The following is a 24,829-nucleotide window of genomic DNA, read 5'->3' as shown; positions in this document are numbered from 1 at the left end:
AATCATTCAAAGTTTTTTGTTATTTGTTTTAGCACGGACAGGGTCACCCGGACGTCTTTTGCCGGGAGGTGTTGCATGGTTTGGAAATAAACCTTGCCCGATACTTCCACCATTTCGGTTTGCAATTCCTTTCCTTTTTTTGTCAGATAAATGAGGTTGTTTCGTTTGTCAAGCTGGTCAGGTATTTTAACAATCAGGTCCCTGTTGATCATATTGGCAATAATTCGGGCAATGGTTGTCTTGTCTTTCCTCAATTCATCGGCGATGTCTTGCTGATTGACACCCTCTTTGTACCACAGCAGGGCCAGTACTGAAAACTGCTCAGGCGTAACATCGAATCCATTTTCTTCGAAAGCCATTGTAAGCCTCTTATGTAGCAGCTTCGCCACTTCACTGATCTGAAACAGTAGATTCTCTTCCAGAGAATTGGGTGCTTTCATATTGGTTGTATATGCATCTAATGTAAAAGTATAAAAAAGAAGTTCCGGGATCAATTATTCTTATTGATTCATAAAATTTAAATTCCTTGCTAATAGTGAAGAAAATGAAAACTTATAAGCCATTAATAGCTATTGCCTGCACGTTTTTGCTGGGTTGCGGCGGATCAAATAAGCAATCGACGGAAGGGAAGGAACAAGAGGAATCGCCTGAATTTCCTTCTGAACTGATTGATTTCAATGCGTACCCAGACAATCCGATTTTTACTGGCACTGGCCAAACCACCTGGGATGAGCACATCAGGGAACGGGGTTATATACTGAAGGAGGATAGCATCTACAAAATGTGGTATACGGGCTTCCAGACTGAGAACAAGACTTTGTCGTTGGGGTATGCCACTTCTGCGGACGGCATCAATTGGGATCGCTACCCTGGCAACCCAGTATTTGATGGGAGTTGGACGGAAGACATGATGGTAATAAAGGTAGACGGTGTCTACCAGATGTTTGCTGAAGGCAGGGGAGATATTGCCCATCGTCTTTCTTCGCCAGACGGTATTCGTTGGACGGATCATGGTTCGCTGGACATTCGGCAAATGAGCGGAGAGCCACTTAGCGAGGGGCCTTACGGCACGCCAACCGTTTGGCTTGAGAATGATGTATGGCACTTATTTTACGAACGCAACGATTTGGGTATATGGTTGGCCACCTCCAAAGATATGCATGTGTGGACCAATGTGCAGGACGAGCCGGTGATTGAAATGGGGCCTGAGGTATATGATAAGTATGGCTTAGCGGTTAACCAAATCGTCAAGTACAAGGGAACGTATTATGCCTACTACCACGGCACAGCCTTTGAAGACTGGCACGAGTGGTCAACCAACGTGGCTGCATCTAAGGACCTGGTGCACTGGACGAAATATGAGGGCAATCCCATCATGGGTGAAAACCGGTCCAGTGGTATACTGGTTCCGGATGGTTCAAAGTTTCGGCTGTATACCATGCATGACAAGGTGGAGGTGTTTTTCCCAAATAATTAAAGAGGTTACTCTGTGCTTTGTGGCAGAGTAACCTCTTTAATCTAACCTATCTGCGCTTGCGCAGAGACTAACCTCTTTAATTTTAAAGCTCCATTGTCAAAATCGTCATGCACATTTTGATGCCCTGGCTGATGTTGCCAATGCGGATGTTCTCGTTGGGGTTGTGCTGGTTATTGTCCATGTTCACCATCGGCACAATTATGGCCGGAATGCCCAACGTATTGATCGCCGGAATGATAGGCACGGTGCCGCCCATGGTGCGGATGCTGACCGGTGGTGTGCCGAACTCTTTTGCAAAGGCTGCTCTTAGCTTTTGACCAATAGGTGCTTCCATGTCCGTTCTGAAAGCGTTGACAAAGCCGTTGGTTTTGAAAGCCGCTATTTTTTGGTGCGTGAGCCGTTCTTCATCGGTAGGTGCTCGGTTCAATACGAGGAATCCTTGTTTCTCAATATGCTTTCTGATCTTTTCAAGCTGCTCACCGCCGTCAGTTTCTGCTACCAGGCGAACGTCGATAAAAGCAGTTACTTGTTCAGGAATAATGGTTTTCAGGCCAGGGCCTTTCCACGAGGTGTCGATGTGGCGGACGTTGAGAGACGGGTATTGCAGCGCTTCCTGGTAGTTATTGCCCACTTTTTCAGCTTCGTGGATGACCAATCCTTTTCGGATTTCATCATTGTCGTCGGGTACCTGGCTGAGGAGCGCTTTTACTTTCAGGGTCATTTCGATGCCATCGTAATAGCCATCCACCAGCACTTTACCATTTTCGTCTTTCATGCTGGCTAGCAGGTGGGACAAGGTGAAAATAGGGTTGGGTACATAGTTGCCATAGTGGCCGCTGTGCTGGGGCAGCTTGGCGCCATAAGTGGTGATACTGCAAGTGGCATTGCCCCGGCAGCCGAAGGTAATGGTAGGCTGGTTGGTAGGGTGGGCGGGCCCGTCCATGATGATCATGTAGTCGGCGGCATAGTCAGCCTTGTATTGGTCGAGGGTGGAAAGAAACGCTTCGGAGCCCGCTTCTTCCTGTGGGTCAAGGATGATTTTGATGTTGACACCGAGCTTTGTCTTGGCCTTGTCGAGCAGTGCTACCGCAGTAAGCATCATCATGATAGGTGCTTTGTCGTCAGCTGCTGCCCTACCAAAGATACGCCAATCGGGATCGATAGCGCCGTCGAGATTTTTCCAGTCTATTGCCGACCAGCTGCCATCGCTGCTTTGTTGCTTCAATACCGGTGTGAAGGGATCGTCCTGATCCCAGTTGGCAGCATTCACCGGCTGGCCATCAATGTGCAGGTAAAAGAGAATTGTCTTCGCTTTTTTGCTGACCGTTCTTTCCGCTAGCATCAATGGCAGGGTAGAAGACTCCAGCATTTTTACAGTGAACTTCTGCTGCTCCAATTCCTTTTTCACCCACTCATAATTTTTGAGAATGCCCTCTGTGTCGGAAGCAATGTTGGGCAGGCTAACGAACTCCCGGTGTTTTTTGAGCGTTGCGGGGAGCACTTCGGCAATGGCAGCGTCGATGTTTTTTTGGGCAGCCAACTGAAAGGCCCCGGCGATGAGCATGCATGCACAACATGCGGAGATAGCTTGAAAGCGGGATTTAGTCATGGATCAGAAAGGGTCGGTTTCGAAAATTGAGAGTGTAAATTGGTGCCTTTTTATTCAATCACCCACCACTTTGATGGTCAACGGTTAACTATTGCTGTCAGGAAGACACTACCTCGATGTTATATCCGATAAAAAGCCCGCTGTCCAGCACCCCGGGTATCAATTTGATCTGCTTCTCAAGCCCCTCTCCAATATCGTTGAAGTGTACATCCAAAATAAAATTTCCGTTTTCGGTAATCACTGGTCCGTCTTTGCCGCCAGCCATTCTTAATTGTATGCTAGTGGCACCCAATGTCAACAGGCTGCTTTCGACACCGCTCAGCGCAAACGGAATCACTTCCACCGGAACCGGAAATTTCTCACCAAGCCTTTTCACCAATTTGGAGGAATCTGCAAGGATGAAAGTTTTGGGCGAAGCGGCCATGATGAGCTTTTCTTTGAACATGGCTCCACCTCTCCCCTTGATGAGGTTATTGGCAGCGTCTACTTCGTCGGCCCCATCAAAGCACCAGTCGGGTCGGAGGGCATTGAACGAAACGGCGGGAATTTGGAGCTGAATGCAGGTTAATTCTACTTCATGGGAAGTAGGGATGGCTTTGATCCGAAGGCCTTCGTTAGCCACTCTCTTTCCTATTTCGAGGATGGTGAGGTAGCTGGTGGAGCCGGAACCAAAGCCTATGGTTTCGCCGTTTTTGGCTTTGGCAGCGACCATTTTTGCAATCTTAAGTTTTGCCTCCAGGTTGTTGATGTTGGTGCCGAAGTTGAGATTGTTGATTAGTTTGCTGTTCCAGTCCATTCTCTCTTTTTTATGTGTCGTACCTACGGCACTTGCCATGCGCTAGAGGCCATCTCCTTACCGATATGTCGTCCCTATGGGACTGGACTGGTGCCTGAGCTCTCTGACCGATGTGTCGTCCCGATGGGACTTACTGTGACAACAGCAAATGCCATAGAAGAGAGCTTTCAAAACAACCCAGGTCTGGTACAGTTGATGGTGCCGCTACTTACTTTTCAGTGCCTTAGCAATCGCCGCCTCTGCCAGCGGTTCCATCACGTTGTAGCCCGCTTTAGTGGGATGCACGCCATCTTTAGCCAGTTCCGTAGGTAGTCCGTCTCTATCGTCGACCATGGCTGAAAAATAGTCGACATATATGATCTTGTTTTTGTCAGCATAGGCCTTGATCATTTTGTTGAGGGCAACGATTTTTGGAGCAGGCTCCATACCGGGCTTCCAGGGGTAATCATAGGCAGGAAGGGTGGACGAAAGCACCACTTTGATGCCATTGGCCTGGGCCAACTCCACCATCGAGTAGATATTGTCGGCAATCATTTCAAGTGTGGAAGGGCCTGTGTTGCCCGCAATGTCGTTGGTGCCAGCCAGGATGATCACCACAGCCGGTTTCAGGTTAATGACGTCAGCCCGGAAGCGAACGAGCATTTGTGGCGTGGTTTGGCCGCTGATACCCCGGTTGATGTAAGGCTTACCTTCAAAAAATTCTGGGTTCACTTTGCTCCAGCCTTCAGTGATGGAGTTCCCCATGAACACAATCCTGTTTTCTCCTTTGGCTGGTGGTGCCAGGGCCGCATTTTGTTCACGGTATTTGGCAAAGTTGGGCCAATCCTGGGCAAACGCCTGGGAAGAAAACAGCATGACGATCGTGAGCAACAGGGCATTGTTTTTCATAATAGTGGTTCAGGTAGTTTAGTGATGTCTCAATCTAAGCATCATTTTCGTCCAATTCCATAAAATCGTTGACAGGTGCTCCAAAAACTTTTGACATTTTCAATGATACCGCTGTGGAGGGCACGTATTTTCCTTTTTCAATAGAATTGATGGTCTGCCTCGATACGCCAATTGCCTGAGCCAGGTCTTCCTGCGTGAGGTCTTTCTTCGCTCTTTCCACCTTGATGCTATTCTTCATCTTTGGCTAGTTGATATTTAAAGTAACCATAGGTGGCATTAGAATATAAAAGCAATAGTGTAACGACAGCCAGATTTCCCCCAACCTCAGGAAAATGATAGGGTTGCTCGGTCCAAATGGTAGACGCCCACACCATCAACGGGAAAAGTAGCATGGCTGCGAAAGTAAAACGAATGCCGTGCATCATGGCCTTGAACCTGAGTGCCAGAAACATCTCGTCCTCATTCTTTTCTTTTGAAAAAAGCAGAAAAAACAACCCGATGCTGAGAGGAACATGGAGAAAGAACAGGCCCCAGCCAGCCCAGAATGCGGAAAAACGATCCATGGCACCGGTCATCACAACGAGCGTAAAGATGAGCAGCACCAGGGGAATGCCTCCAATCAATAGTATCCAACCCCATTTTCTATAGGAAGGGGCTAATAAAAACGTTTCAATTTGATCCAGATTTTTCATATCAAAGTAAAGTTCATCGAATATGTAAACCTTATACGACCAAAAGTAAAGTTTGTTTTACATTTAGTAAAATTTTTGTTTCTTTTTGTAAAGGTAGGTGATGGCTTGGTCTATCGCATTTTGTTTGTTTTCTTAAATGCTGCCCAGTCGGCTGCCTGTTTGGCTACCACGTCAACATACTGTTTTACTGCTTTCGCTGTCGAAGTAGTGGGCGTCATATCATTTTCCTGAAGGATCGACATCAATCGGCTGAGCCTTCTGTCGGCTCCCATCAGCTCCCGCTGCATTTGGCTTGCAGCAGCTGCCTGCGATTTGCTTTTTCCCTTGCCAGCTTCCAGGTTTTTACTCACCTTTTCCATTTCATCCAGCAGAGCGAGACTCTTTTTCCTCGTTTCGTAACAGGCCATTGAAAGGAAAAACTGCTTTTGCAAATCCACCTTCGAAGTTTTTACCCTGGGATCCATTTTGATGGTAATTGGCTGACTGTACGATTTGCCGTCCACGGTTAGTTTTACATTGTAAGTGTCGGGCAGCACAAATGGCCCGTCAGGTTCTGGCGCTGAGTTTTGATAAATGGCAGCAATGGAGAAACGGCCTGGCGTTTCGAGCTGGGTGTAGTGCATGTTCCATTCAAAGCGGTTGAGGCCTGCTTTGCCAGAAAGGATTTTCTGTGGTCTTATCCAATAGTGCGGAAAGTTCACCGGTGGTACCTCATAGGGCTTATCTTGGCTACTGTACTTATTCACTAAAGTTCCATTTAGGTCAAAAACCTCCAGCGTTACTTCAGAAGCATTGGTTGGTAGATAATAATTGATGACAGCGCCGTCGGGTGGGTTTTGCCCTGCCGGCTCCTCTTGTGGTAGCGGTGTGTCGGTATTCATGTTCCAGCGCACCCGGTAGGCATCCTGGGGTTTGAACAGCACTGGCTGAGTTGCAGCTGTCGTCGTCAACTGGCGCAAAGGGGTGATGTCGTCCAGGATCCAAAACGAACGTCCATGCGTGCCCACTACCACATCGTCGTCTTTGATCACAAGGTCACGGATGGAGGTCGCTGGCATGTTGAGGCGCAATGGCTGCCAGTTGGCACCGTCGTCGAACGACACATGCACCTGCGTTTCCGATCCAGCGTATAGTAAACCCTTTCTGATGGGGTCTTCTCTTACCACATTGATGGGGTCGTTGGGCAGCCCTTTCACGATTTCCGTCCAGGTTTTGCCGCTATCATGTGTTTTGAAAATATGTGGCTTCATGTCGTCGTTGCGAATGCTGTTGATGGCGGCGTAGGCGGTTTCCTTGTCGAAGTGACCGGCGTCCATCAGCGACACCTTTTCCCATGACGTGACCTGGGGTGGTGTAACGTCCGTCCAGGTTTTGCCTCCGTCTTTGGTTACATGAATCAGTCCATCGTCGGTGCCTGCCCAAATCACATCACCATCCACGTGCGACGGTGCCAGTGTGTAGATCACAGCACGACGTGGCATGGTTTTCATGCTTTCGTCGGTGTAAATACCCACACTCGCAGGAATGTCCCAGGTGGCCCTTGTCAGGTCGGGGCTAATGACATCCCAGCTGTCACCTCCATTTTGGGTTTTGAACACTACGTTGGCGGCGGAGTACAGTGTTCTGGGGTCGGTGGGTGCAAACAGGATGGGCATGGTGCGGATGTAGCGATAGCCGCCATCACGCACGGGATCAGGCGATACGTTTTGCACCTGACCGGTCTTTTTGTTGTATTTGCTTACCCTGCCACCATAAATGATGTTGGGGTCAAGGGGATCGGCGGCCACATAGCCATATTCTTCTACGCCCACCGGATGCCATTCCCGGAAGGTGATCTGCCCATCGTTGCCACGGCTGGCAATACCCACCGAACCACTTTCCTGCTGACCACCGTACACATTGTAAGGAAAGTCGTTGTCGGTGCTGACATGGTAAAACTGTGCCGTAGGCTGATTGTACCAGCTGCTGAAAGTTTCTCCGCCGTTTACCGTGATGATGGCTCCCTGATCGGCGGCAATCAAAATAATGTCGGGGTTGGTAGGATTGATCCAGATGCGATGGTAATCGTCGCCACCCGGAGCACCACGAAAGGCAGAAAAAGTTTTCCCGCCATCTACAGACTTCCAAGTGACCACGTTAGCTGAATAGAGAATGTCGGGATTGGTGGGATCGACCTGAATCTCTGCAAAGTCATCGCCACGGCCCCAGGGCCTTGGGTCGTTGTTGATGAGGTACCACGATTCCCCTGCATCATCGGAACGGAAGATGCCGCCTACGTCCGGAGCGTTCACACTGGCGTAGAGCCTTTTGTTGTCGCTCGGTGCTACCGAAATACCGATGCGGCCCAGGCCCTGCTCATAAGTAGGCAAGCCTTTGGCTAGCTTTTTCCAGGTATTGCCGCCGTCGGTCGACTTGTAAAGCCCGCTGTTCGGTCCCTGCCAGGCTGCGTTTTCCCATGGGCCCTGGCGAGCCTGCCACATGGAGGCGTAGACTGTATTTGGATCTTGTGGGTCAACTAGCACCTGAATGGCACCAGTGTTTTCGTCCATATACAGCACCCTGTCCCAGGTAGTGCCGCCGTCAAGCGTGCGGTATACGCCACGCACATCGTTGGGGCCGTAGGGGTGACCAAGTACTGCTGCAAACACCCTATTTTCATTTTTCGGATCGATATCGATGCGACCAATCTGCTGCCCGTCTTCCAGGCCGAGGTGCTCCCAGGTTTTACCGCCATCGGTGGTTTTGTACATGCCGTTGCCGACAGAAAGGTCGGGGCGTTGCAACCCCTCGCCCGAGGCTACGTAGAGCACATTGGGGTTGGACGGTGAAACGGCAATGTCTCCCACAGAGCCTGTAGGCTGGTCATCGAAAATCGGCACCCAGGTGCGACCATAGTCGGTGGTTTTCCACACGCCGCCGTTGTTTACGCCGATGTAGAACACGTTCGGTTGCTGGGGCACGCCCACAGCGCCTACGGTGCGCCCACCCCGGTGCGGGCCTATCATGCGCCACTTCATGTCGCCGAACTTTTCTGGCTGATAAACTTGAGCGGATAGTTGAGCGTTCAGCAGGCAAAATACGCCCAGCAAAAGGGCTAGTATTGGTTTCGGTTGGTTTGACATGGCAGATTCGTTTGGTGTCGGAATCTACCAAAAAAGTTGAAAGTGTAGCAGCCTTAGTTGTTAAATGGCTTAGATCGGTATATCTGAATCATATTCAACAGCGTGTAGGCGAAAACCGCCAACGGAATAAATGGCGGCTTGATCTTCAGCGGCAGCACATCGGCAGGCACATTGGGCAGGAGGTGGACGTAACAAGCAACCAGCATCATGATGCCTAGTGAGCCATGACCTGCTAGCAGTGATACCTTTTTCGAGGCAGCAGAAAATGACAGGAGCCATGGCATGAGCAACAGCAAGCCGGTAACTATTTCGCCTCCAATACCCATGGAGTAGGCAATAGAAGGCAGACCAGATGTTTCTATTTGTGTGGCGTACCATGTTTGGAAGGGATCGGTAAATTTCAGCAAGCCAAAGATAAGGCTCATGGATCCCAGAAGGATGGAATTGATTTTGATGGTTTTCATACTAGTCGATATTGTTGTTCTTTTTAAATACTTTGGCCATCATCGCCCGTGAAAATGAGGCCGGCACCAGAGTGTTCATTACTCTGTACTTTAGGCCAGGCAATACCGATGGTCGGTTCTTCTTCAATCCCTCAAGTGCTTCACTCACGCATTGCTGAACCGACAGCGGTGTCATGGGCAGGTTGTCTTTTGTGAAGCCAAGCACTGGCAGCACCGGCGTTTCTGTAGGGCTCGTCACCAGCACAGTGATGTGGATGCCACTGGCCTTCAGCTCCGTGTTAAGGGCTTTAGCCAGGGCCTGAACCATGGCTTTGGTGCCTGACTCATTGGCCATGTAAGGCAAACCATCTATGGCGCCCATGGCTCCGGTTAGCAGGATGCCACCTTTACCTGCAGCCGCCATTTTTCGTCCAAAATGATGGGTTAATGTGATGTGGGAAAGCGCATTCAGTTGAATGGTGGCCATGAGGTGATCAAGACCGAAGCTGAGAAATTTGCCGGGGTTGCCGGTACCTGCGTTTGATATCAGCAGACCAATGTTTAGCTCACCCGTACTTTCAATCACTTTTTCTACTCCGGCTGGTGTGGAAAGGTCAGCCTCGATTACTGTATAGTTGATGTCGTGTTTTTGCTTTAGCTCTTGTCCCAGGTGTTCCAGCAGTTGTTTTCTTCTCGCTACCAGCACCAGATCAAATCCGTCGGATGCAAGTTGCCGGGCAAACTCCTCTCCAATACCAGCGGAGGCGCCTGTAATCAGGGCCCAGGGGCCAAACTTTCCTTTGTCTATCTTCTTCATGGTTACTGCGAATAGTCATGTTCACAGCAAAAGTCCGAAGCTGGCACTTATTTGCTTTGTACAAATAGGTCAATGAGTTGACTATTCTGGTCGGGGAGGTGTCTATGCCTTCAAAGAACTCCGGTAATCGGACGGGGACAACTGAAAAGCGGCTTTGAAAGCCCTGGAAAAATGAGCTACATCATTGAAACCAGTTTGGAACGCTATTTCGCTCACACTAAAGGTACTTACGCCGAGCAACTCCTTCGCCCGTTCCAGTCGTTTGGTGCGGATGTAATTGGCGGGGCTTTGATGGAAACTGGCTTGAAACGAGCGCTGAAAAGTAGATATGCTCATGTTGGAAAGCCTAGCGAGGTCTTCCAGGGAAAGGCCGGAAAAAAGGTGATTGTTGACCACGTCCCTGATGTTGACCTGTCGGGGGGTGAAGAGGTCAGAAAACAGCTGAAGCATCGAGTCGGCATTTTTAGTCTGAACGAGCAGCAGCACAAGCTCCTTTACTTTGAGTTCAAGCAGCTCATCGCTGACCAGGGAGGGGTTGTCGAAGTAGAAGTAGAGGTTTTCAATAAACTTCCCAATCAGCTGGTCAGGAATTACCTTTCTGAAAAATGAATTTGATTCCGAAGCCTTTACAAAAGACGGAATCTCATGCTTATAAACGCTTCGGAGGATATCAGGGTAAAGGTGTACAACGAGAATCTCGTATGTGTTGGAAGCTCCATACTTAAGCAAATCAGCAAAGTGGCTGCCGCACTTCAGCAGCACGGAGTCTTCCGGCCCAACAGGTAGCTGACCGGAGGGGGAATTGATCCTCGCTTCACCAGCGGAAAAGTGGATAAAACAGGCTTCTTCGTGGAAGTCAACAGCAAATCGAAAAGGGGCCTTAATGACCACCTTTTCGATCAGACATTTGTTACGATAGTCAAACTTTTCGTGACTGATGACCATCGTTATAGTTTAGCGAACTGCTTAGACACTTTCTGTGTGCTTTTTAAAGTTATCAAGAATAGCTTGCCAGCCACCTCTCTGCATTTCGATGGGATTTTCTTTTTCAGGGTCAAAGGTCTCCACCACTTTGGTTTTGTTGCCCTGAGCAGTGAAAGTTATGTTTACCTGGCGGCCATCGGCCAGACCATAGGCAATTTGCTCATTTTTTTTCACGAGAGAGTAGACTCCTTCAAAATCGAAGCTGAAGCTGCCGTCCTTGGCGGCCATGGTAGTTTTGAATTTGCCCCCGGTCTTTGGGTCGTTTTCAGCAAAGGGAGCATGCCAGTCGTCGGAGGCATGGCACCATTGGGTAATGTGCTCAGGCTCGTTCCAGCAGGTCCAAACTTTTTCAATAGGAGCATTGACAACGGCTTCTATGGTGATAGGTGCAAGGGTTTTGTTATCGCTCATGACTTTTGTGTTTAAATGAATGAATGATACAAATTTAGGTCATAGCTTCAAAGTGGAAGCTTGCTTAAACCGGCAAATTGGAGGGTGGATTGCGGCAGAAAGTATTCTTTTACTCTCCAACTGCGTCAAGCGCTGCCTGGATAAGTTTTTGGTGCAATCTAAATTCAATTTTTGAGGTGAGGATCTCTATTTCTGGCTTCAAGAGGGGTATTAGGCCGACAGTTTTTGCCTGAACAAGGATACCCAAAAGTCCAATTATCTTGAGACCTTCTTTTTTTGCGATATCTCTTCCCTTTTTTTCATCAACCAGTAGGTAATCGGCCTTTTCTTCAAGGGCGAGCACGATGGATTCAGCCTCACCGAGGTCAAGTTCCAGCTTAAGCGATTGAAGTTTCTTGTAGTCTTTTATTCCCTTTACATTGATCCAGGACGTGTTTATGTCTTCTATAGGGTAGTTGTATTTTCTGAGCGTGGATAATTCTGAGTAAACTGTAGGAGTCAGAAGAACGTTGTGAAAAAGGCTTTGGAGAAGGTGTAGTTTGTTAATAGCCAGCAGACCAGTAATAACCGAACTATCACTTACTACTACCAAGTTTTTAGGAGTTGAAAGATTTGATAGTTTTCAAATCGTCAGAAAGATCATTCAAATCATAGTTGAGGTACTCGTTTCTGTAAGCGAGTTCTCTCTGAAAAGCGATTTTATCTAATGAAACGAGCTCACAAGCCTGGCCAATTGAGAGCTTACCGTGTTTGTACAGCGCAATAGCCAATTCCAGCTGCAGTTCCTCGCTGCTTAGGCCTGTGTTGTCTAAGATAGTATTGTCGATCACCAGAGTCATCTACTTGCTTTTAGTAAAGATAGAAATTTATCACTTCACATGTCAGGTTTAAAACGACGAAGTAACGGTAAAGAGTTTCCTTTTTTTGAAAATCAGTTATTTGCTGAGGCAAGTCACTCAATCACCACCATCTTCTTTTTGCCCTTTATTTTGAACTTTTCCCTGATGAATAGGCGGCCGATCAATCCTGCTCCAATCAGTGAGCCGCTGATGATCATGGTGTTTTTGTCGAAACGGCCCGTGTTGATCACATCGAGGGCCAGGTAACCAGCGCCGGCAATCATGGTAAGCTTCACAAACTTATAGCCGAAAGCAAACCAGGCCCTGGTTTTTTGATCAGTATAAAGCACTTCGAAATTGTTAGGGTGCACCTCATAGCCATCGAACAATACCATGCCCTCTCTGAATCCTTTGATTTGGTCGGTTACTTTGAAGTCATTGTCTTTGATGCGAAAAGCAATGACTTCGCCAGCAAAATACTGAGCCTCACGAGCATTGCTTTTATGGAACAGCAGGTAAGGCTGCTGAGCCCGGAGTGGGAAGCACAGGAGGGTAACGAAGGAGAACAGTAGCAGAGTTTTCGGCATAGTTAGCAATGTAGCAAGAGATATTTATTGAAATGGCATTTCGACCCACTTGCCACCCATCGAAAGGACATTATCCTCAAGTAGCAGCCTTGTTGGTGTTTTACCGCTGACCCTGCGGGCACGATTCCCACCAGGGCCAATACTATTTTCAGAAAGTGGGTGGAAGTGCCGGTGAACATCAGGCTATAACCACCAACTTCATTTTCCCCTTGATTTTAAAGACCCTTCTGAAGATGACATGACTTAGAACACCGGCAGCAATAAGGGAGCTGCCCAGGATGATGGTGCTTCTGTCGGTTTCATAATTGTTCAGTAAATCGAGCCCCAGGTAGGCAGCGCCGGCAATGGAGCAGAGCCTCGACAGCTTGAACCGCAGGGCAAACCAGATAATGGTTTTGTCGTCCATATACAGGTGGGTGACGTCCTTTGGGTCAACTTCATAACCATCGAAGAGTATCAGGCCGTCTTTAAAGCCTTTGATCTGGTCAGTCACCTTGAAATCGTTGTCTTTGATGCGAAAGGCGATCACTTCTCCTGCGTAATACTTGGCTTCCCTTATCCTGCTTTTATGAAACAACAGAAATGGCTGCTGGGCAAGGCATTCTGACGCAATGAAAAATATGAAAAGCAGGGCAAGCAGGTGTTTGACCATGGGCAAAGACAAGATATAAGAAGGGGAGCAAAAGCTCCCCTGTGTAGATTTAAATATTTCTACGCCTTCTTCTTACTCTCACTATAATTACGATTGTGAGGATAATCAGCACAAAAGGCCACAGTTCTACTGTCCAAACCATAAAGCCCAGGAACTTGGCCCAGCCTACGCCAAAGCCGCTTCCTACTTTATAGAAAAAGCCAAAGCCCTCTGAGTCGGTCTGGTAGAAGTTGATCCAAAGCGTGGCAAACTTCACACGGTTTTGCAGGTAGTTCATGCGGCCCTGCATCGATTCAATGTCGGTTCTCACCTGCCCCAGTTGCGCTTCGATGGCCACCATGTCAGTGACTGTTTTGGCTTGCTTGAGCAAATCGATATAGCGGGCTTCCAGCTCTTTTTTGGTTTTGAGCCGGGTTTCCACGTCCACATACTCCTCTGTCACGTCAATGGCGTTCACATTTTTGCTATCCACCTTGCCTGCGTACGAAGAAATGGCAGCCATAAATACTTCAAACTTGTCGTCAGGAATGCGAACGGCTACGCTTTGCTCTATCATGCCCTCGTTCTTGTACATGTTTTCATTGAAAACGTAGCCGGCGTAAGCTGTTACAGCCGAATCAAGAAAGGTGCGTGTTTTGCCCACGTTTTCAGTTTTGAAACGCATGTTGCCTTCCCTGATGAGCTTGCGCTCAATGGTGTTGGGGGCGTCTCCGGAGTGCATTTGGGGAGCCTCTTCGGTAGCAGCCATCTTGCGATCGGCGGCAGGTGCCATTTCGCTGCTGAAACCCATGGGTTCGCCGCCGGAGTTGTTGTTGCCGCATTGCGTGAATAAAAGTACCAGCGCCAGGCCGGTCAGTTTGATTGTGTTGTTCATCTTTATTTTGTGTTTGAGCAATCTCTGGCATTTTTCATGCCATGAGCCGTTCCTTTTATTTTTTTATTTCCTCTGGCGACACTTCTCTCTGTACAGTGTATCCCCAAAAACCGATATTGCCAGTGCCTTCTTCCTGGCCTGTGTTGTCGAACCACCAATCCATGTCATTTTCTACGTCTTGAGGGCCGCCATCTAGAATTTCAATTGTGGAGCCAGCGAAGCTGCTAAATTCCGTTACTTTCCACGACCACGTGACATTTCGGAGCAGGTCTTTGTTCAGGTAGGTTTCGGTGCCATCGGTTGCCGCCACTTTAGCCACCACCAGCCTGTCCAGCGCTTCGTTGTTTCTATCAGCAACGATGGCCCTTGCCTTTGCAATGTCTTCAGCGCTCGAAAGTGGCAGGATGTAGGAGTCGCCATTTTCTGCGCTAAACTCAGTGACCAGAAAGAAGACGGTGGTTTCGTTTCTGGGAATGTCGTCGTCGGTTACTCCGCAGCCTGCAAGTGCTAGTCCGCTCAAAAGTAAGATGAAAAAGTGCCTGATACTCATAATGAATTTAATGCTTGAGCGATAGGACACAGGGAAGCTGGAAGGAGTTGGGGCGGCGAGCGAAAATAGGCAGCGCTTTGCCTCATGGAATTACATCCAGGCAACGCCACAACTATTGATCTATTCGAAAATATCGCCTACTGTGAGGTTGATTGCGGAAAGCATGCCGCATTGAACATGATCGCTGCCGGAAAGCCGGGCGGCAGACAGGTAATGGCCTTCTGGGTTGAGAAGAAAAATCTCCACGATGTTGTCGTTAGGGGAAACCAGCCAATACTCGTTGACCTTGTGTTCGCCGAGAAAGGCTCATCCTCTGCCATTTTTCCCCCGCCCTCCTGAGCGGGTACTGCTCCGAACTAAGATTAGTATTCGAGAAAACGGAGTTGTTCCTATCCCGTTGGTCAGTACCTATCAAGGGATTTGTGTAGGTTAAATAGAAAAGAAAAACTGGTTCAATGCGTCCCGCCCGGCCGGGACAGGCTTGGACCTTTTTCTTTTCTATTTAACCTCTTAATTAATTACCCCTTCCTCTCAGGCCGTTTTCTTGGTTCGTCTACTTTTAGTTTGGTGGTGGAGGTTTCTCCTCCCTGGCTAATGGTAACTGTGTAGGTGCCGGGTACGAGGTAGGTTTTGCCATTGTCGGCCTTTTTCACTGCTTTGGCTTTTTCTTCTCCCAGCTCTGCTTTAAGTGCTTCTACTTGTGCGTCGGCTACCGAGAGGTCGTAAGCGTAGTAGTTGAGCCCTTTGTCGGCTTTTACTGTTGTCTCATATACTTTGGTGCCTTTGTCAGAAGCAAGGGTCAGTGATACGTCGCCGCCTGCTTTCGTATAGAACGGCAGTGTTTGGCTTGGCTCGTTCGCAGGTCTCCATTGGCTGAAGCCTGGCATGCCCCAGCGTTCGCTGTAGGTTACCTTGTCGGTGTCGAACAAGTGCAATGCCTTGGCCAGCACCTCGCCAGTCAGCATTTGCAGGTGGGCCACATTGCCGATGTAGATAGATCGGCCGTGTGTGCCTACGATCAGGTCTTTTTCCCGTGGGTGAATGGCCAGGTCGTGAACGGCTACGTTTGGCAGGCCACCATCAAAGGCCATGAAGCTGGCACCTCTGTCTACCGATACATACAAGCCGTGGTCGGTGCCTACGTACAGCACATTTTCATTTTCAGGATCTTCCCTGATGATGTTTACAGACTCTTTGGGAAGGTTGGTGCCAATCTTCTTCCAGGTAACACCATAGTCCTCCGAAACATAGATGAGCGCATCGAAATTATCCCAGCGGTAGCCGTTGAGCGAGGCGTACACCCGGCTTTCTTTGTGTTTGGAAGGCTCCACATTGCTTACCCAGTAGTTCTGAGGCAGCCCGTTCATCATCTTTGTCCAGCTGTAGCCGCCGTCTTTGCTTACGTGGATCAGCCCGTCGTCGCTGCCTGTGTAGAGCAGTCCGAAGCGGGTGGGAGACTCAGCGATCACCGTCAGGGTGCCGTAGCTCACGTTGCCTTTTTTGCCGCCGTTGGTCAGGTCTCGGGAGAGGGTTTCGAAGCTATCGCCCTGGTCCATGCTGCGGTGGAAGCGGTTGGAGCCCATGTAGAGCACTTCCTGGTTGTGGCGGCTGAGGAAGATGGGCGTTTCCCAGTTCCAACGGTAGGGCCGCTCGCCCAGCTCATGCGATGGAGTGATGCGTTTTCTGTCGCCGGTTTGTGAGTTGCCACGCACGTAGTTACCAAACTGCAGCCCGGTGTAGTAGGTCAGGTTGTCTCTGAAGTCGACCTGCACCTGCATGCCGTCGCCGCCGAAAATGGACTTGAACGGATACTCACCTTCGGCCTGCCAGCCATTGCTGTATTCGTAGTTGCTTGGCCCCATCCACACGCCGTTGTCCTGCAGGCCTCCGTACACATTGTAGGGGCTGGCCATGTCGTAGCTCACCGAGTAGAACTGACCCAGCGGAATGGGGTTGCACTTGTTCCAGGTTTTGCCATCGTCGTAAGAAATGTTGATGCCGCCATCGTTGCCGAGGATGAGGTGACCAGTGCGATTGGGGTTCACCCACAGGGCGTGGTGATCGCTGTGTACGTTGTCGTTGTCGATCGACTCCCAGGTTTTGCCGCCGTCGAGCGAACGGACGATGGGCACACCCATGGTGTAGATATGGTCGGGATCCTGGGCGTCGATACGCACCTGTCCAAAGTAGTAGCCGTAGCTGTACACCAGGTCTTCGATGTAACCTGGGTGTGTTTTGAACCATGTTTTCCCGCCATCGTTGGAGCGGTACATTTCTCCGCCCTTCACTTCGGTGTCAAACAGGAGGGAATTGGCGTCTTCAGTGTATTCCACCAGGTCGAGCGGCTTTACTTTGCCCGCTTCCACGTCCTTTTTGATGTCGGGTGCATTGTATTTCTGAGGAAATCGGTTGGCATCCAGGTAGGCGTTGATGTCCTTGTTGTCGAGGGCCAGAAAGTCGGCATTGGAAATAGTTCTCAGCAGGTCTTTGGTGACCTTGTCTTCCTCTTTTTTCTTGTCATCCTTGTCACGGAAGTCCTGGTTGTCGAGCATTGCATACACATTCGACGGATTGGACACCGACACCTCCAGGCCTATGCGCCCCACACCTTTGGTAGTAGGGAAGCCGCTGGCTGCGGTATTGATTTTCGTCCAGTTGCTGCCACCATCGGTGCTTTTGTAGAGGCCGGAGCCTTCACCTGCGCCGTCGAAGTTCCACGCCTTGCGGTCTTTCTGCCAAAGGGCGGCGTAAAGGATGTCGGCGTTGGAGGGGTCTTTTGCTAACTCAATAGCGCCCGACTTGTCGTTGCTGAACAATGTCTTTGTGTAGGTTTTTCCGCCGTCGGTGGTTTTGTAAACGCCTCTTTCGGCATTGTCGGAATAAAGGTGACCAAGGGCTGCTACCCAGAAGGTGTTGGGGTTAGTGGGGTGCAGGACGATCCTGCCAATGTGATGGCTTTCTTCGAGGCCCAGGTGGCTCCAGGTTTTACCATTGTCAGTGCTTTTGAACACACCATAGCCGGAGTAGGAGGAACGGCTGGAGTTGTTTTCGCCAGAGCCCAGATAGATCGTTCCACTGTTCCAGTCGACAGCTATGTCGCCTATCGACATCACAATCTCATTTTGAAACATAGGGGTGAAGCTGATGCCGTTGTTTTTTGTTTCCCATAAGCCACCCGAGGCATAGGCCACATAGAAGTGGGTAGGGTCGGAGGGGTCTACTTCTATGTCATCCACACGGCCGCTCATTACTGTGGGGCCCACATTGCGAAAGGGAATGTTTTTCACCAGAGAATTTTGCTGAAGAGCCAGCCTTTGCTGGTAGCCCTGCCAGCGCTCTGCGGCGAGTGTTGCTTTGGGTACTATTTCGGCGGGAGCAGCCTTTTTTCGCTGCGCCAATGCTGGCAAGGCCAGGAAAAGGGTCAACGATAAAGTGATTAGTAATTGTCTGTTGTTCATTTGAATCCTCTTTTTTTGTACTATTTAACTAAAAGTAGGCAAAGGTGAAATGTGAATAGTGGTAAGTGGGGTGATGTTGGTCGTGGATTAATCGGCAAATTGACTACCTTTAAGTAGGTGTCGACTGTAGAAATGCTGAATAAGGCTGTTTATCCCAAACATTTACACAAACTACCCTACTATGAAAACGATGACCTGCCGACAGTTGGGAGGGGCCTGCGACAAAGCCTTCCATGCTGCCACGTTCGACGAAATAGCTCAGCTAAGCAAAGCCCATGGCACTGAAATGTTTCAAAAAGGAGATACGGCCCATCTCGAAGCGATGCAGGCCATGGGCGAGCTAATGAAATCGCCGGAGAAAATGAAAGCCTGGTTTGAGGCAAAGAAAAAGGAGTTTAAAGCCCTTCCTGATCATTTGTAAAACTGCGTGGCGGCTTGTGCGCCTCGTTTCTTGATTCCAATCAAGTGCTCATATGTATGGTAGTGTATAAATTGCCTAAAAAAAGATATGCTCACTTCCGTTGTTCCCAAGCTTCCTTTTATCAACAAGCAGGAAACTGTCAATTTTTATGTGAATCAGCTGGGTTTTACTCTGCGGTCCGATTATGTCGACTACCTGATCATGGACAAAGACGGGGTGGAGTTGCATTTCTTTTCATTCCCCACTATTGTTCCGGCCAAGTCCGACTTTATGATTTATGTGCGTGTGGACAGCGACATTGAAAGTCTTTTTGAAAAGTGCAGGCAGGGCAGTTCGGCGGTAAAAATCATCACCCGTTTGGAGTCGAAACCCTGGGGGCAAAAGGAGTTTGCCATCGCCGACCCCAACGGTACTTGTCTCACGTTTGGGGAGGCCTTCAGTTAAAGTGCGAAATACGGGCATTTCGGCTTCTTTTTCGAATATTATTGGTCGAAGGCGTTTGTGTCTCATTCTTTCACCTTTTGCCTCTTTATTCTTTGCAATACAGCCCATCTTCGTATGCTACGTCGCAAATTCCTCTTCAGAAAAGTCCAGTTTTTGCTGAGCTTGGGTTGCTAAGGGTGTAAGACCTATACGTGAACTGGCTGTTGTTCGAAGATAAAACGGTAACAGAGTCTTGTACGATTTTAGAGCTATTTGCGGCGAATATGCTGATTGATAAATATGCCTATGTAGCGTCCAAAAAAATCACCGTTAAATAGTGCGCTAACACAAGACATTATGGGGCCTCACCTGCAAGGAAATCGCAGTAGGGATTGCAGTCCCCGCACACATTATGTATTTTTATTCATCGGCGTGGCTATTTGCTGAGGGCAGCGGTATCTCTTACCCATCCCAAGGGCTGCTTCTGGGCGTTAACTTGGAAAATGAAAACACTAAGCATCAAAAACACAATATTAGGAACTGTTCTGTTTTTCCTCACGTCGTTTGCATTTGCACACCCAACAGGAAATATGATTACTATTGGTGAGAGTGTGCTATGGTCATATATAAATCCAATAAATGACATAAACCATTATGCCTGTGTAATGATTTGGACAAAAGGTTCTCAACCAAAAGTGTTTATTCAATCCGAGTATGCAGCAAGTGACTTTATGCTTTACAATAACCAGAATGAAATCTACATTATAGAAAGGAGGTTTTTGCAAGCATCCGATGAATTTCATATAAGGGTTTTAAAATCAACAATTGGTTCGCAGCCAAAGGTTATTTGGGATTGGTTCAAAGACGATTACAGGATTGGAGAAGGTGGATTTTTTATGCTTTCTGACAATCAAATGGTTTTCGGGAAATACCCTGAAATATATAGCTCGAAAAAAGGAGAGCAGCCCACAAAGTATTTCGAATTTGACCTTCCAATAAAAAGAATCCGGGCTGTTGAGGACAGCCAAATCCTTCTTTTGGATGATGAGGGTTGCTATTTGGTGCAACAAAATGGAAGCATCCTTGAACAATGGAATGAATTAACTGATCCTAGTGTGCAAAATTCGCCATTGAACCGAAATCAATTGTTTGACGCAGATTATTCTAATGGAGAATTACTGCTTTCTTATTGGGGCAGAAGATCTTTTGATTTAATTGATGCAAAAGGAAACCGTCAAATTATTCTTCAACAAACTGAACCATTGACACCTCACTGGGTGGCATTCTGGAACAAAGAAAAACTATTGTTTTCATCGCAATTGATTTTTGATGGAAGCACCCCTAAACCTCACTTAACCCTACTGAATGAACAAAACGATCAGAGAGTAATATGGAGCATACAGTAAAAAGACATATTTATTCTGTGGTCTCTGTTTCGCTGTTAACGTTTCAATGTGGTATAGCTCAAATAAAAAGCAAAACAGACTCTGACTCAATCGACACGGTATTGTCTAAGGTAACGTCTTCCAATAACAATCACGTTTAATAACTATTTGGAACCCACTACGCTATTGGAAAAGTAGTTTTGACCCTGGCCAAAAAGTAATAAACTGTTTGGGCATGTAGATCAGGACATGGCGGTGGCTTCTAAATGCTTTCGAACCTAGTTCTCGCCACTTTGTGTATTTTTGTTTACCCAAACTTATTATCAGGAGCGTGCCAGCTGGCAACACCGAAATTAGCTAGAACACAGATCGAATATGAAGGACACAAGTCACCACGATGAGCGTATTGCAAAAATGATCTTTGCTTCCGTGTATCCGCATTATGCAACGAAAGTTGAGAAGAAGGGTAGAACCAAAGCTGAATTGCACGAGGTCATTCAATGGCTAACCGGCTATAACGAAAAGAAGCTTCACGAGCTCATTGAAAACAAGGCCACATTCGAACAATTTTTTGAGGGTGCCTCGCTCCATCCCAATGCTCACCTGATCACCGGCGTCATCTGCGGCTATCGGGTGGAAGAGATCGAAAATCGATTGACACAACAAACCCGGTACCTGGATAAGCTGGTCGACGAGCTGGCAAGAGGCCGCAAGATGGAGAAGATTTTGCGGGTAGCTTAAGTTTGCCTGCGAGCCCCCGAAATGCCCTGACCCTGTCGGAAAGTGCTGATTATTCTATAAAATTATTGCGTAGCTAAATAACTACATATATATTTGTAGTCAAATAGCTACATAATGAATTTAAGACGTGACGTTTTCCAGGCCATAGCCGACCCCACAAGGAGGGCCATTCTTCTCCTGGTGGCTGCCCAGTCGATGACAGCAGGGGCCATTGCCTCCAACTTCGACACTGCCAGGCCGACGGTGTCAAAGCACCTGCAGATTCTCACTGAATGCGAATTGCTTGAGCAAGAGCAGAACGGAAGGGAGATTTCCTATCACCTCAATGCGAAAAAAATGAAAGAAGTAGCCGATTTCATTGAACCATTTCGCAAAATGTGGGACGACAGGTTCAATAAATTGGAAGCTGTGATGAAACAGCACAAAACCCCGTAAAAAGGATTTTATGGAACGCAAAACAAAAATTCATGCCGAAGATGGCAAGCAGGAATTGCTGATCACGAGAGAATTCGATTTACCATTGGAGCTGCTGTTTAAGGCCTATGTAGAGCCAGGGATTGTGGAACAATGGATGGGCACGAAAGTGCTGAAGCTTGAAAGTAAAAAGCACGGCAGTTGGCAATTTGAAACCACCGATCCAAAAGGGAACAAGCATGGCTTCAATGGGACAATACATGAATTCGTTCCCAATGAAAAGATAACGAGGACTTTTGAAATGGACAATGCACCTTTTGGAGTGCAACTGGAATTCCTTGAATTTGAAAAGCTGGGTGCCGATACCAGCAAACTCACCATGCACGTCGTTTACAGGTCGGTGGCCATCCGTGACCAAATTTTGCAGCTGCCCTTTGCGCAAGGCATTAATATGGCCCACAACCGCATCCAGGAAATATTAGGCCAAAGCTAATCGCTGAAAGACATTAAAACTTACACCCGAACACACAAAATAACTAACCATGACAAAGACACACCCACCTGCCGGAAGAGTAGGAAAAATCACTTACTGGATTGCCACCATTTGGCTCGCCCTGGGCATGACTTCAACTGGCATAGTGCAGATCATAAAAATGCAGGAAGAGGTAGAAAAAATGGCTCAATTGGGCTACCCCAGCTACATACTCACCATACTTGGTCCGCTGAAGCTTTTGGGAGTAGTGGCCGTGCTTGTCCCCAAATTTCCTCTGCTGAAGGAGTGGGCCTATGCTGGCTTTTTCTTCAATATGGTGGGCGCCATCTTTTCTCATGTAGCCGCCAGCAGCGATGCTATGGAGCTCTTTGGGCCAACGTTGTTGCTGGTGCTGACTGTGGTGTCGTGGTATTTCAGGCCATCGTCCCGCAAACTTGCTTCAGTTGCCTGAGCCGGTAGCGATATGTACGCCTCGGATTGTGTTTTTACTGCCTCTCACCTAAATTTAGCAACATGAGCCATATGAGCCCCAGTATCGATGCTTTTTTCAGTAAAACTTCCCGCTGGCAAGAGGCCTTCCATCAATTGAGGAGGATTATTCTCGACACTGAGCTGGAGGAGGAGTTGAAATGGGGAAAGCCTTGTTACACGTTGCGGGGAAACAATGTGGTGTTAATCCATGGATTCAAGGAATATTGTGCTGTGCTTTTCCATAAGGGTGTGCTGCTGGAGGATAAGCATGGCTTGCTGATACAGCAAACTGAGAATGTGCAGGTGGCACGCCAACTCCGGTTTACAAGTGCTGAGCAAGTAGCAGAGATGGAGCCGATCATCAAAGGCTATACTCTCGACGCCATTCGAGTAGAAAAATCGGGTGCTCAGGTGGAGCTTAAAAAAACATCAGAATTCAATATGCCGGAAGCGTTTCGCCAGACGCTGGACGAAAACCCTGGTTTCAAAGCTGCTTTTGAGGCATTGACGCCAGGGAGGCAAAGGGGGTATCTGCTGCATTTTTCTCAACCCAAGCAATCCAAGACCCGGGAGGCAAGGATCGAAAAGTATATGCAGCATATTTTGAATGGAAAAGGACTAAACGATTAGCCAGATGTCAAAAAAAGAACTACCACCAGCACAAAGCGAAGAGCTGCTCAATACACTGAAGGCCCGCTTTGAGAAGCACATGAATCGCCATAAAGGACTGGAGTGGACCAAAGTAAAAGCAAAGTTGGAAGCCAGCCCGGACAAGTTATGGGTGCTCGACGACATGGAAACAACAGGCGGCGAGCCCGACGTTGTTGGCTTTGATGCCAGTACCGGGGAGTACATTTTTTATGACTGCTCCGCTGAAAGCCCGAAAGGGCGTAGAAGCCTTTGTTTCGACCATGAAGCACTTGAGTCGAGGAAAGAACATAAGCCAGTGGACAGTGCCGCCAATATGGCCGCCACCATTGGGATTGAGTTGCTGACCGAAGAAGAGTATCGCATTCTGCAAACCCTTGGAGAGTTCGACTTGAAAACCTCAAGCTGGGTGCAAACGCCTCCTGCAATACGAAAACTTGGCGGGGCACTCTTCTGCGACCGCCGCTTCAATCATGTTTTTCTGTACCACAATGGTGCAGAGTCTTACTATGGCGCCAGGGGATTCCGTGGCTCGCTGAGGGTTTAGATAGGCAAGATCAACGCTGTCGTCAAGTTCTTTGTCCCCCAGTCTGTTCCTTCGAGCCATTTATTCCTGTCACCCAAAACAAAAGCAGATTTCGAGATTCTTTTTTTAGTAATATCGCAGAAAAAATAATCGTAGCTAGACGTCAGTGTTATGGGAAAGATCATCAGGCCAACCTATCCGGTTGAGTTCAGCGTAGGGCTTCTTTTGCTTATTTTCGCTTTGTCTTCCTTTTTGGGCTCCCAGCTTTTTGAGGCTCCCTTCGGCGAACTCAAGGAGGATACCAGCGGGTATATAGGCATGGCTCTGGTGGGTCTTGCGGTCGTTATTATGGTGTTAATCCTTTGGGAAGAATTCTTGTTCCCCATTACAGTAGTACCCACCGAAGGGCAGGTGGTCTTCAGAAACCACCGAAACAAGTTGCTGACACAATTATTCATCTATTTCAGCATACCAGCAATTTTCGTTTTCATTTATGCCAACTACGAAGTAAACCAGGTTCGTTTCTTTATCTGGGCGGCCATTTGTGTGATTGCACCGGTTGCGGGGAAGCTAATTTCCGGGATCAATAACTACAATGACTTTTTGAAGCTGACAAACGAGGAGATCGCCTACAAAAACAATAGGAAAGAGGGCACATTTAAAGTAACTGATGTGCAACACATCACCCCTGTGAAAGACGAGCGAAATGTTCTTCATAAGATTCAAGTGCAGCTGAACAATAACAGCCAGGTGATAATAGACCTTGATGAAATGGAGCTGGCGGACTTTTATAATTCGATTGATGAAGCGCTGAAAGCTCACTACGAACCCATTTTGAAGGACGCCAAAATTTCCAAGTAGTTTAGCTGGTTGCGGAAAAGAGGTAGCTCAGATGGCGAAATGTCGCTGGCCCCGCTGACTACCTACCTTAATGAGGCGGATTTACTTCTCCGCCACCAACCCAAGATGATGAAACCTGGGTTCGCTCTCGCAGATAGGGTAGAGGGTGTCCACAAACTGCTTGATATAGGGGGAATCTTTGTGCTTTTCGTCAGCATCCTCACCCGTAAAGCACATAAGGTGCACAAACTCCTGTATGTCGTGATTG

General features: G+C 48.2%; 30 protein-coding genes. 12 read left to right on the top strand and 18 right to left on the bottom strand.

Features of this window, described 5'->3' with window-relative positions:
* Positions 1-2: 2 nt before the first annotated feature.
* A complete protein-coding gene (locus RIG68_RS22190; protein ID WP_350127423.1) occupies positions 3-440 on the bottom strand; it encodes a MarR family winged helix-turn-helix transcriptional regulator in 438 nt (145 codons plus the stop codon).
* Between the two features lie 104 nt (positions 441-544).
* Between RIG68_RS22190 and RIG68_RS22185 the strand changes: the two genes are divergently transcribed.
* Entirely contained in the window at positions 545-1,477 is a 933-nt protein-coding gene (locus RIG68_RS22185) for a glycoside hydrolase family protein (protein ID WP_350127420.1), read from the top strand.
* Between the two features lie 82 nt (positions 1,478-1,559).
* Here RIG68_RS22185 and RIG68_RS22180 read toward each other — a convergent pair whose 3' ends face one another.
* The 16 genes from RIG68_RS22180 to RIG68_RS22105 form a co-directional block, all read right to left on the bottom strand.
* Complete coding sequence (locus RIG68_RS22180; protein WP_350127417.1) at positions 1,560-3,086, bottom strand: M20/M25/M40 family metallo-hydrolase; 1,527 nt, start codon at positions 3,084-3,086, stop codon at positions 1,560-1,562.
* Positions 3,087-3,183: 97 nt separating this feature from the next.
* Positions 3,184-3,882, bottom strand: coding sequence for a ribose 5-phosphate isomerase A (rpiA, locus tag RIG68_RS22175; RefSeq protein ID WP_350127414.1), 699 nt, complete (start codon positions 3,880-3,882; stop codon positions 3,184-3,186).
* 204 nt (positions 3,883-4,086) lie between these two features.
* Positions 4,087-4,770, bottom strand: coding sequence for an SGNH/GDSL hydrolase family protein (locus RIG68_RS22170; protein WP_350127411.1), 684 nt, complete (start codon positions 4,768-4,770; stop codon positions 4,087-4,089).
* Positions 4,771-4,804: 34 nt separating this feature from the next.
* Entirely contained in the window at positions 4,805-5,008 is a 204-nt protein-coding gene (locus RIG68_RS22165) for a helix-turn-helix transcriptional regulator (protein WP_350127408.1), read from the bottom strand.
* Positions 4,998-5,462 (bottom strand): hypothetical protein, encoded by a 465-nt coding sequence (locus tag RIG68_RS22160; RefSeq protein ID WP_350127405.1) that lies wholly within the window; start codon positions 5,460-5,462, stop codon positions 4,998-5,000. Before RIG68_RS22160 ends, RIG68_RS22165 begins: the two co-directional genes overlap by 11 nt.
* Before the next feature lie 110 nt (positions 5,463-5,572).
* Positions 5,573-8,584, bottom strand: a complete 3,012-nt coding sequence (locus tag RIG68_RS22155; protein ID WP_350127402.1) for a VPS10 domain-containing protein — start codon at positions 8,582-8,584, stop codon at positions 5,573-5,575.
* Between the two features lie 53 nt (positions 8,585-8,637).
* Entirely contained in the window at positions 8,638-9,048 is a 411-nt protein-coding gene (locus tag RIG68_RS22150; protein ID WP_350127399.1) for a hypothetical protein, read from the bottom strand.
* A gap of 1 nt (position 9,049) precedes the next feature.
* The gene (locus RIG68_RS22145; RefSeq protein WP_350127396.1) at positions 9,050-9,844 is read right to left on the bottom strand and encodes an SDR family NAD(P)-dependent oxidoreductase; all 795 of its coding nucleotides are present in this window, start codon (positions 9,842-9,844) and stop codon (positions 9,050-9,052) included.
* A gap of 102 nt (positions 9,845-9,946) precedes the next feature.
* Positions 9,947-10,789 (bottom strand): AraC family transcriptional regulator, encoded by an 843-nt coding sequence (locus tag RIG68_RS22140; RefSeq protein WP_350127393.1) that lies wholly within the window; start codon positions 10,787-10,789, stop codon positions 9,947-9,949.
* 21 nt (positions 10,790-10,810) lie between these two features.
* The gene (locus tag RIG68_RS22135) at positions 10,811-11,239 is read right to left on the bottom strand and encodes an SRPBCC family protein (RefSeq protein ID WP_350127391.1); all 429 of its coding nucleotides are present in this window, start codon (positions 11,237-11,239) and stop codon (positions 10,811-10,813) included.
* A 109-nt stretch (positions 11,240-11,348) separates the two neighbouring features.
* Positions 11,349-11,831 (bottom strand): PIN domain-containing protein, encoded by a 483-nt coding sequence (locus RIG68_RS22130; protein ID WP_350127388.1) that lies wholly within the window; start codon positions 11,829-11,831, stop codon positions 11,349-11,351.
* A 4-nt stretch (positions 11,832-11,835) separates the two neighbouring features.
* A complete protein-coding gene (locus RIG68_RS22125; protein WP_350069845.1) occupies positions 11,836-12,078 on the bottom strand; it encodes a UPF0175 family protein in 243 nt (80 codons plus the stop codon).
* 113 nt (positions 12,079-12,191) lie between these two features.
* A complete protein-coding gene (locus tag RIG68_RS22120) occupies positions 12,192-12,665 on the bottom strand; it encodes a hypothetical protein (protein WP_350127385.1) in 474 nt (157 codons plus the stop codon).
* A 178-nt stretch (positions 12,666-12,843) separates the two neighbouring features.
* Positions 12,844-13,317 carry a hypothetical protein gene (locus RIG68_RS22115; RefSeq protein ID WP_350127382.1) on the bottom strand — a complete coding sequence of 158 codons (474 nt, stop codon included), beginning with the start codon at positions 13,315-13,317 and terminating at the stop codon, positions 12,844-12,846.
* Positions 13,318-13,366: 49 nt separating this feature from the next.
* Positions 13,367-14,191, bottom strand: a complete 825-nt coding sequence (locus RIG68_RS22110; RefSeq protein WP_350127379.1) for a DUF4349 domain-containing protein — start codon at positions 14,189-14,191, stop codon at positions 13,367-13,369.
* Between the two features lie 55 nt (positions 14,192-14,246).
* Complete coding sequence (locus tag RIG68_RS22105) at positions 14,247-14,741, bottom strand: BP74-related protein (RefSeq protein WP_350127376.1); 495 nt, start codon at positions 14,739-14,741, stop codon at positions 14,247-14,249.
* Between the two features lie 84 nt (positions 14,742-14,825).
* Between RIG68_RS22105 and RIG68_RS22100 the strand changes: the two genes are divergently transcribed.
* Positions 14,826-15,080: a hypothetical protein gene (locus RIG68_RS22100; protein WP_350127373.1), complete on the top strand. Its 255-nt coding sequence runs from the start codon at positions 14,826-14,828 to the stop codon at positions 15,078-15,080.
* A 179-nt stretch (positions 15,081-15,259) separates the two neighbouring features.
* Here the strand turns inward: RIG68_RS22100 and RIG68_RS22095 are convergent, their stop codons facing one another.
* Positions 15,260-18,199: a WD40/YVTN/BNR-like repeat-containing protein gene (locus RIG68_RS22095; RefSeq protein WP_350127370.1), complete on the bottom strand. Its 2,940-nt coding sequence runs from the start codon at positions 18,197-18,199 to the stop codon at positions 15,260-15,262.
* Positions 18,200-18,380: 181 nt separating this feature from the next.
* On the opposite strand from RIG68_RS22095, the gene RIG68_RS22090 reads away from it, so the two are divergent.
* From RIG68_RS22090 to RIG68_RS22045, 10 genes are all read left to right on the top strand, one after another.
* Entirely contained in the window at positions 18,381-18,620 is a 240-nt protein-coding gene (locus tag RIG68_RS22090; protein WP_350097697.1) for a DUF1059 domain-containing protein, read from the top strand.
* Between the two features lie 87 nt (positions 18,621-18,707).
* Entirely contained in the window at positions 18,708-19,064 is a 357-nt protein-coding gene (locus RIG68_RS22085) for a bleomycin resistance protein (RefSeq protein WP_350127367.1), read from the top strand.
* A 482-nt stretch (positions 19,065-19,546) separates the two neighbouring features.
* Positions 19,547-20,449: a hypothetical protein gene (locus tag RIG68_RS22080; protein WP_350127364.1), complete on the top strand. Its 903-nt coding sequence runs from the start codon at positions 19,547-19,549 to the stop codon at positions 20,447-20,449.
* A gap of 354 nt (positions 20,450-20,803) precedes the next feature.
* Positions 20,804-21,169, top strand: coding sequence for a DUF2200 domain-containing protein (locus tag RIG68_RS22075; RefSeq protein ID WP_350127361.1), 366 nt, complete (start codon positions 20,804-20,806; stop codon positions 21,167-21,169).
* A gap of 114 nt (positions 21,170-21,283) precedes the next feature.
* The gene (locus RIG68_RS22070) at positions 21,284-21,604 is read left to right on the top strand and encodes a metalloregulator ArsR/SmtB family transcription factor (protein ID WP_350127358.1); all 321 of its coding nucleotides are present in this window, start codon (positions 21,284-21,286) and stop codon (positions 21,602-21,604) included.
* A gap of 10 nt (positions 21,605-21,614) precedes the next feature.
* Positions 21,615-22,076 carry an SRPBCC domain-containing protein gene (locus RIG68_RS22065; protein ID WP_350127355.1) on the top strand — a complete coding sequence of 154 codons (462 nt, stop codon included), beginning with the start codon at positions 21,615-21,617 and terminating at the stop codon, positions 22,074-22,076.
* A gap of 49 nt (positions 22,077-22,125) precedes the next feature.
* Positions 22,126-22,527: a DoxX family protein gene (locus RIG68_RS22060; RefSeq protein WP_350127352.1), complete on the top strand. Its 402-nt coding sequence runs from the start codon at positions 22,126-22,128 to the stop codon at positions 22,525-22,527.
* A 71-nt stretch (positions 22,528-22,598) separates the two neighbouring features.
* Positions 22,599-23,177, top strand: coding sequence for a YdeI/OmpD-associated family protein (locus tag RIG68_RS22055; protein WP_350127349.1), 579 nt, complete (start codon positions 22,599-22,601; stop codon positions 23,175-23,177).
* Positions 23,178-23,181: 4 nt separating this feature from the next.
* Positions 23,182-23,742 carry a DUF4256 domain-containing protein gene (locus tag RIG68_RS22050; protein WP_350127346.1) on the top strand — a complete coding sequence of 187 codons (561 nt, stop codon included), beginning with the start codon at positions 23,182-23,184 and terminating at the stop codon, positions 23,740-23,742.
* A 150-nt stretch (positions 23,743-23,892) separates the two neighbouring features.
* On the top strand, positions 23,893-24,582 hold the full coding sequence (locus RIG68_RS22045) for a heavy metal transporter (RefSeq protein ID WP_350127343.1): 690 nt from the start codon (positions 23,893-23,895) through the stop codon (positions 24,580-24,582).
* The last annotated feature ends 247 nt before the right edge of the window (positions 24,583-24,829 follow it).

It is taken from the genome of Imperialibacter sp. (assembly GCF_040222385.1).
Classification (GTDB): domain Bacteria; phylum Bacteroidota; class Bacteroidia; order Cytophagales; family Cyclobacteriaceae; genus Imperialibacter.
The sequence above is the reverse complement of the archived record's forward strand: the minus strand, read 5'-3'. Positions and strand labels throughout refer to the sequence as shown.

Bases quoted from the DNA above. Each gene is read 5' to 3' on its own strand.
- RIG68_RS22190 (WP_350127423.1), bottom strand. From the start codon at position 440: ATGAAAGCACCCAATTCTCTGGAAGAGAATCTACTGTTTCAGATCAGT.
- RIG68_RS22185 (WP_350127420.1), top strand. From the start codon at position 545: ATGAAAACTTATAAGCCATTAATAGCTATTGCCTGCACGTTTTTGCTG.
- RIG68_RS22180 (WP_350127417.1), bottom strand. From the start codon at position 3,086: ATGACTAAATCCCGCTTTCAAGCTATCTCCGCATGTTGTGCATGCATG.
- rpiA (WP_350127414.1), bottom strand. From the start codon at position 3,882: ATGGACTGGAACAGCAAACTAATCAACAATCTCAACTTCGGCACCAAC.
- RIG68_RS22170 (WP_350127411.1), bottom strand. From the start codon at position 4,770: ATGAAAAACAATGCCCTGTTGCTCACGATCGTCATGCTGTTTTCTTCC.
- RIG68_RS22165 (WP_350127408.1), bottom strand. From the start codon at position 5,008: ATGAAGAATAGCATCAAGGTGGAAAGAGCGAAGAAAGACCTCACGCAG.
- RIG68_RS22160 (WP_350127405.1), bottom strand. From the start codon at position 5,462: ATGAAAAATCTGGATCAAATTGAAACGTTTTTATTAGCCCCTTCCTAT.
- RIG68_RS22155 (WP_350127402.1), bottom strand. From the start codon at position 8,584: ATGTCAAACCAACCGAAACCAATACTAGCCCTTTTGCTGGGCGTATTT.
- RIG68_RS22150 (WP_350127399.1), bottom strand. From the start codon at position 9,048: ATGAAAACCATCAAAATCAATTCCATCCTTCTGGGATCCATGAGCCTT.
- RIG68_RS22145 (WP_350127396.1), bottom strand. From the start codon at position 9,844: ATGAAGAAGATAGACAAAGGAAAGTTTGGCCCCTGGGCCCTGATTACA.
- RIG68_RS22140 (WP_350127393.1), bottom strand. From the start codon at position 10,789: ATGGTCATCAGTCACGAAAAGTTTGACTATCGTAACAAATGTCTGATC.
- RIG68_RS22135 (WP_350127391.1), bottom strand. From the start codon at position 11,239: ATGAGCGATAACAAAACCCTTGCACCTATCACCATAGAAGCCGTTGTC.
- RIG68_RS22125 (WP_350069845.1), bottom strand. From the start codon at position 12,078: ATGACTCTGGTGATCGACAATACTATCTTAGACAACACAGGCCTAAGC.
- RIG68_RS22120 (WP_350127385.1), bottom strand. From the start codon at position 12,665: ATGCCGAAAACTCTGCTACTGTTCTCCTTCGTTACCCTCCTGTGCTTC.
- RIG68_RS22115 (WP_350127382.1), bottom strand. From the start codon at position 13,317: ATGGTCAAACACCTGCTTGCCCTGCTTTTCATATTTTTCATTGCGTCA.
- RIG68_RS22110 (WP_350127379.1), bottom strand. From the start codon at position 14,191: ATGAACAACACAATCAAACTGACCGGCCTGGCGCTGGTACTTTTATTC.
- RIG68_RS22105 (WP_350127376.1), bottom strand. From the start codon at position 14,741: ATGAGTATCAGGCACTTTTTCATCTTACTTTTGAGCGGACTAGCACTT.
- RIG68_RS22100 (WP_350127373.1), top strand. From the start codon at position 14,826: ATGGAATTACATCCAGGCAACGCCACAACTATTGATCTATTCGAAAAT.
- RIG68_RS22095 (WP_350127370.1), bottom strand. From the start codon at position 18,199: ATGAACAACAGACAATTACTAATCACTTTATCGTTGACCCTTTTCCTG.
- RIG68_RS22090 (WP_350097697.1), top strand. From the start codon at position 18,381: ATGAAAACGATGACCTGCCGACAGTTGGGAGGGGCCTGCGACAAAGCC.
- RIG68_RS22085 (WP_350127367.1), top strand. From the start codon at position 18,708: ATGCTCACTTCCGTTGTTCCCAAGCTTCCTTTTATCAACAAGCAGGAA.
- RIG68_RS22080 (WP_350127364.1), top strand. From the start codon at position 19,547: ATGAAAACACTAAGCATCAAAAACACAATATTAGGAACTGTTCTGTTT.
- RIG68_RS22075 (WP_350127361.1), top strand. From the start codon at position 20,804: ATGAAGGACACAAGTCACCACGATGAGCGTATTGCAAAAATGATCTTT.
- RIG68_RS22070 (WP_350127358.1), top strand. From the start codon at position 21,284: ATGAATTTAAGACGTGACGTTTTCCAGGCCATAGCCGACCCCACAAGG.
- RIG68_RS22065 (WP_350127355.1), top strand. From the start codon at position 21,615: ATGGAACGCAAAACAAAAATTCATGCCGAAGATGGCAAGCAGGAATTG.
- RIG68_RS22060 (WP_350127352.1), top strand. From the start codon at position 22,126: ATGACAAAGACACACCCACCTGCCGGAAGAGTAGGAAAAATCACTTAC.
- RIG68_RS22055 (WP_350127349.1), top strand. From the start codon at position 22,599: ATGAGCCCCAGTATCGATGCTTTTTTCAGTAAAACTTCCCGCTGGCAA.
- RIG68_RS22050 (WP_350127346.1), top strand. From the start codon at position 23,182: ATGTCAAAAAAAGAACTACCACCAGCACAAAGCGAAGAGCTGCTCAAT.
- RIG68_RS22045 (WP_350127343.1), top strand. From the start codon at position 23,893: ATGGGAAAGATCATCAGGCCAACCTATCCGGTTGAGTTCAGCGTAGGG.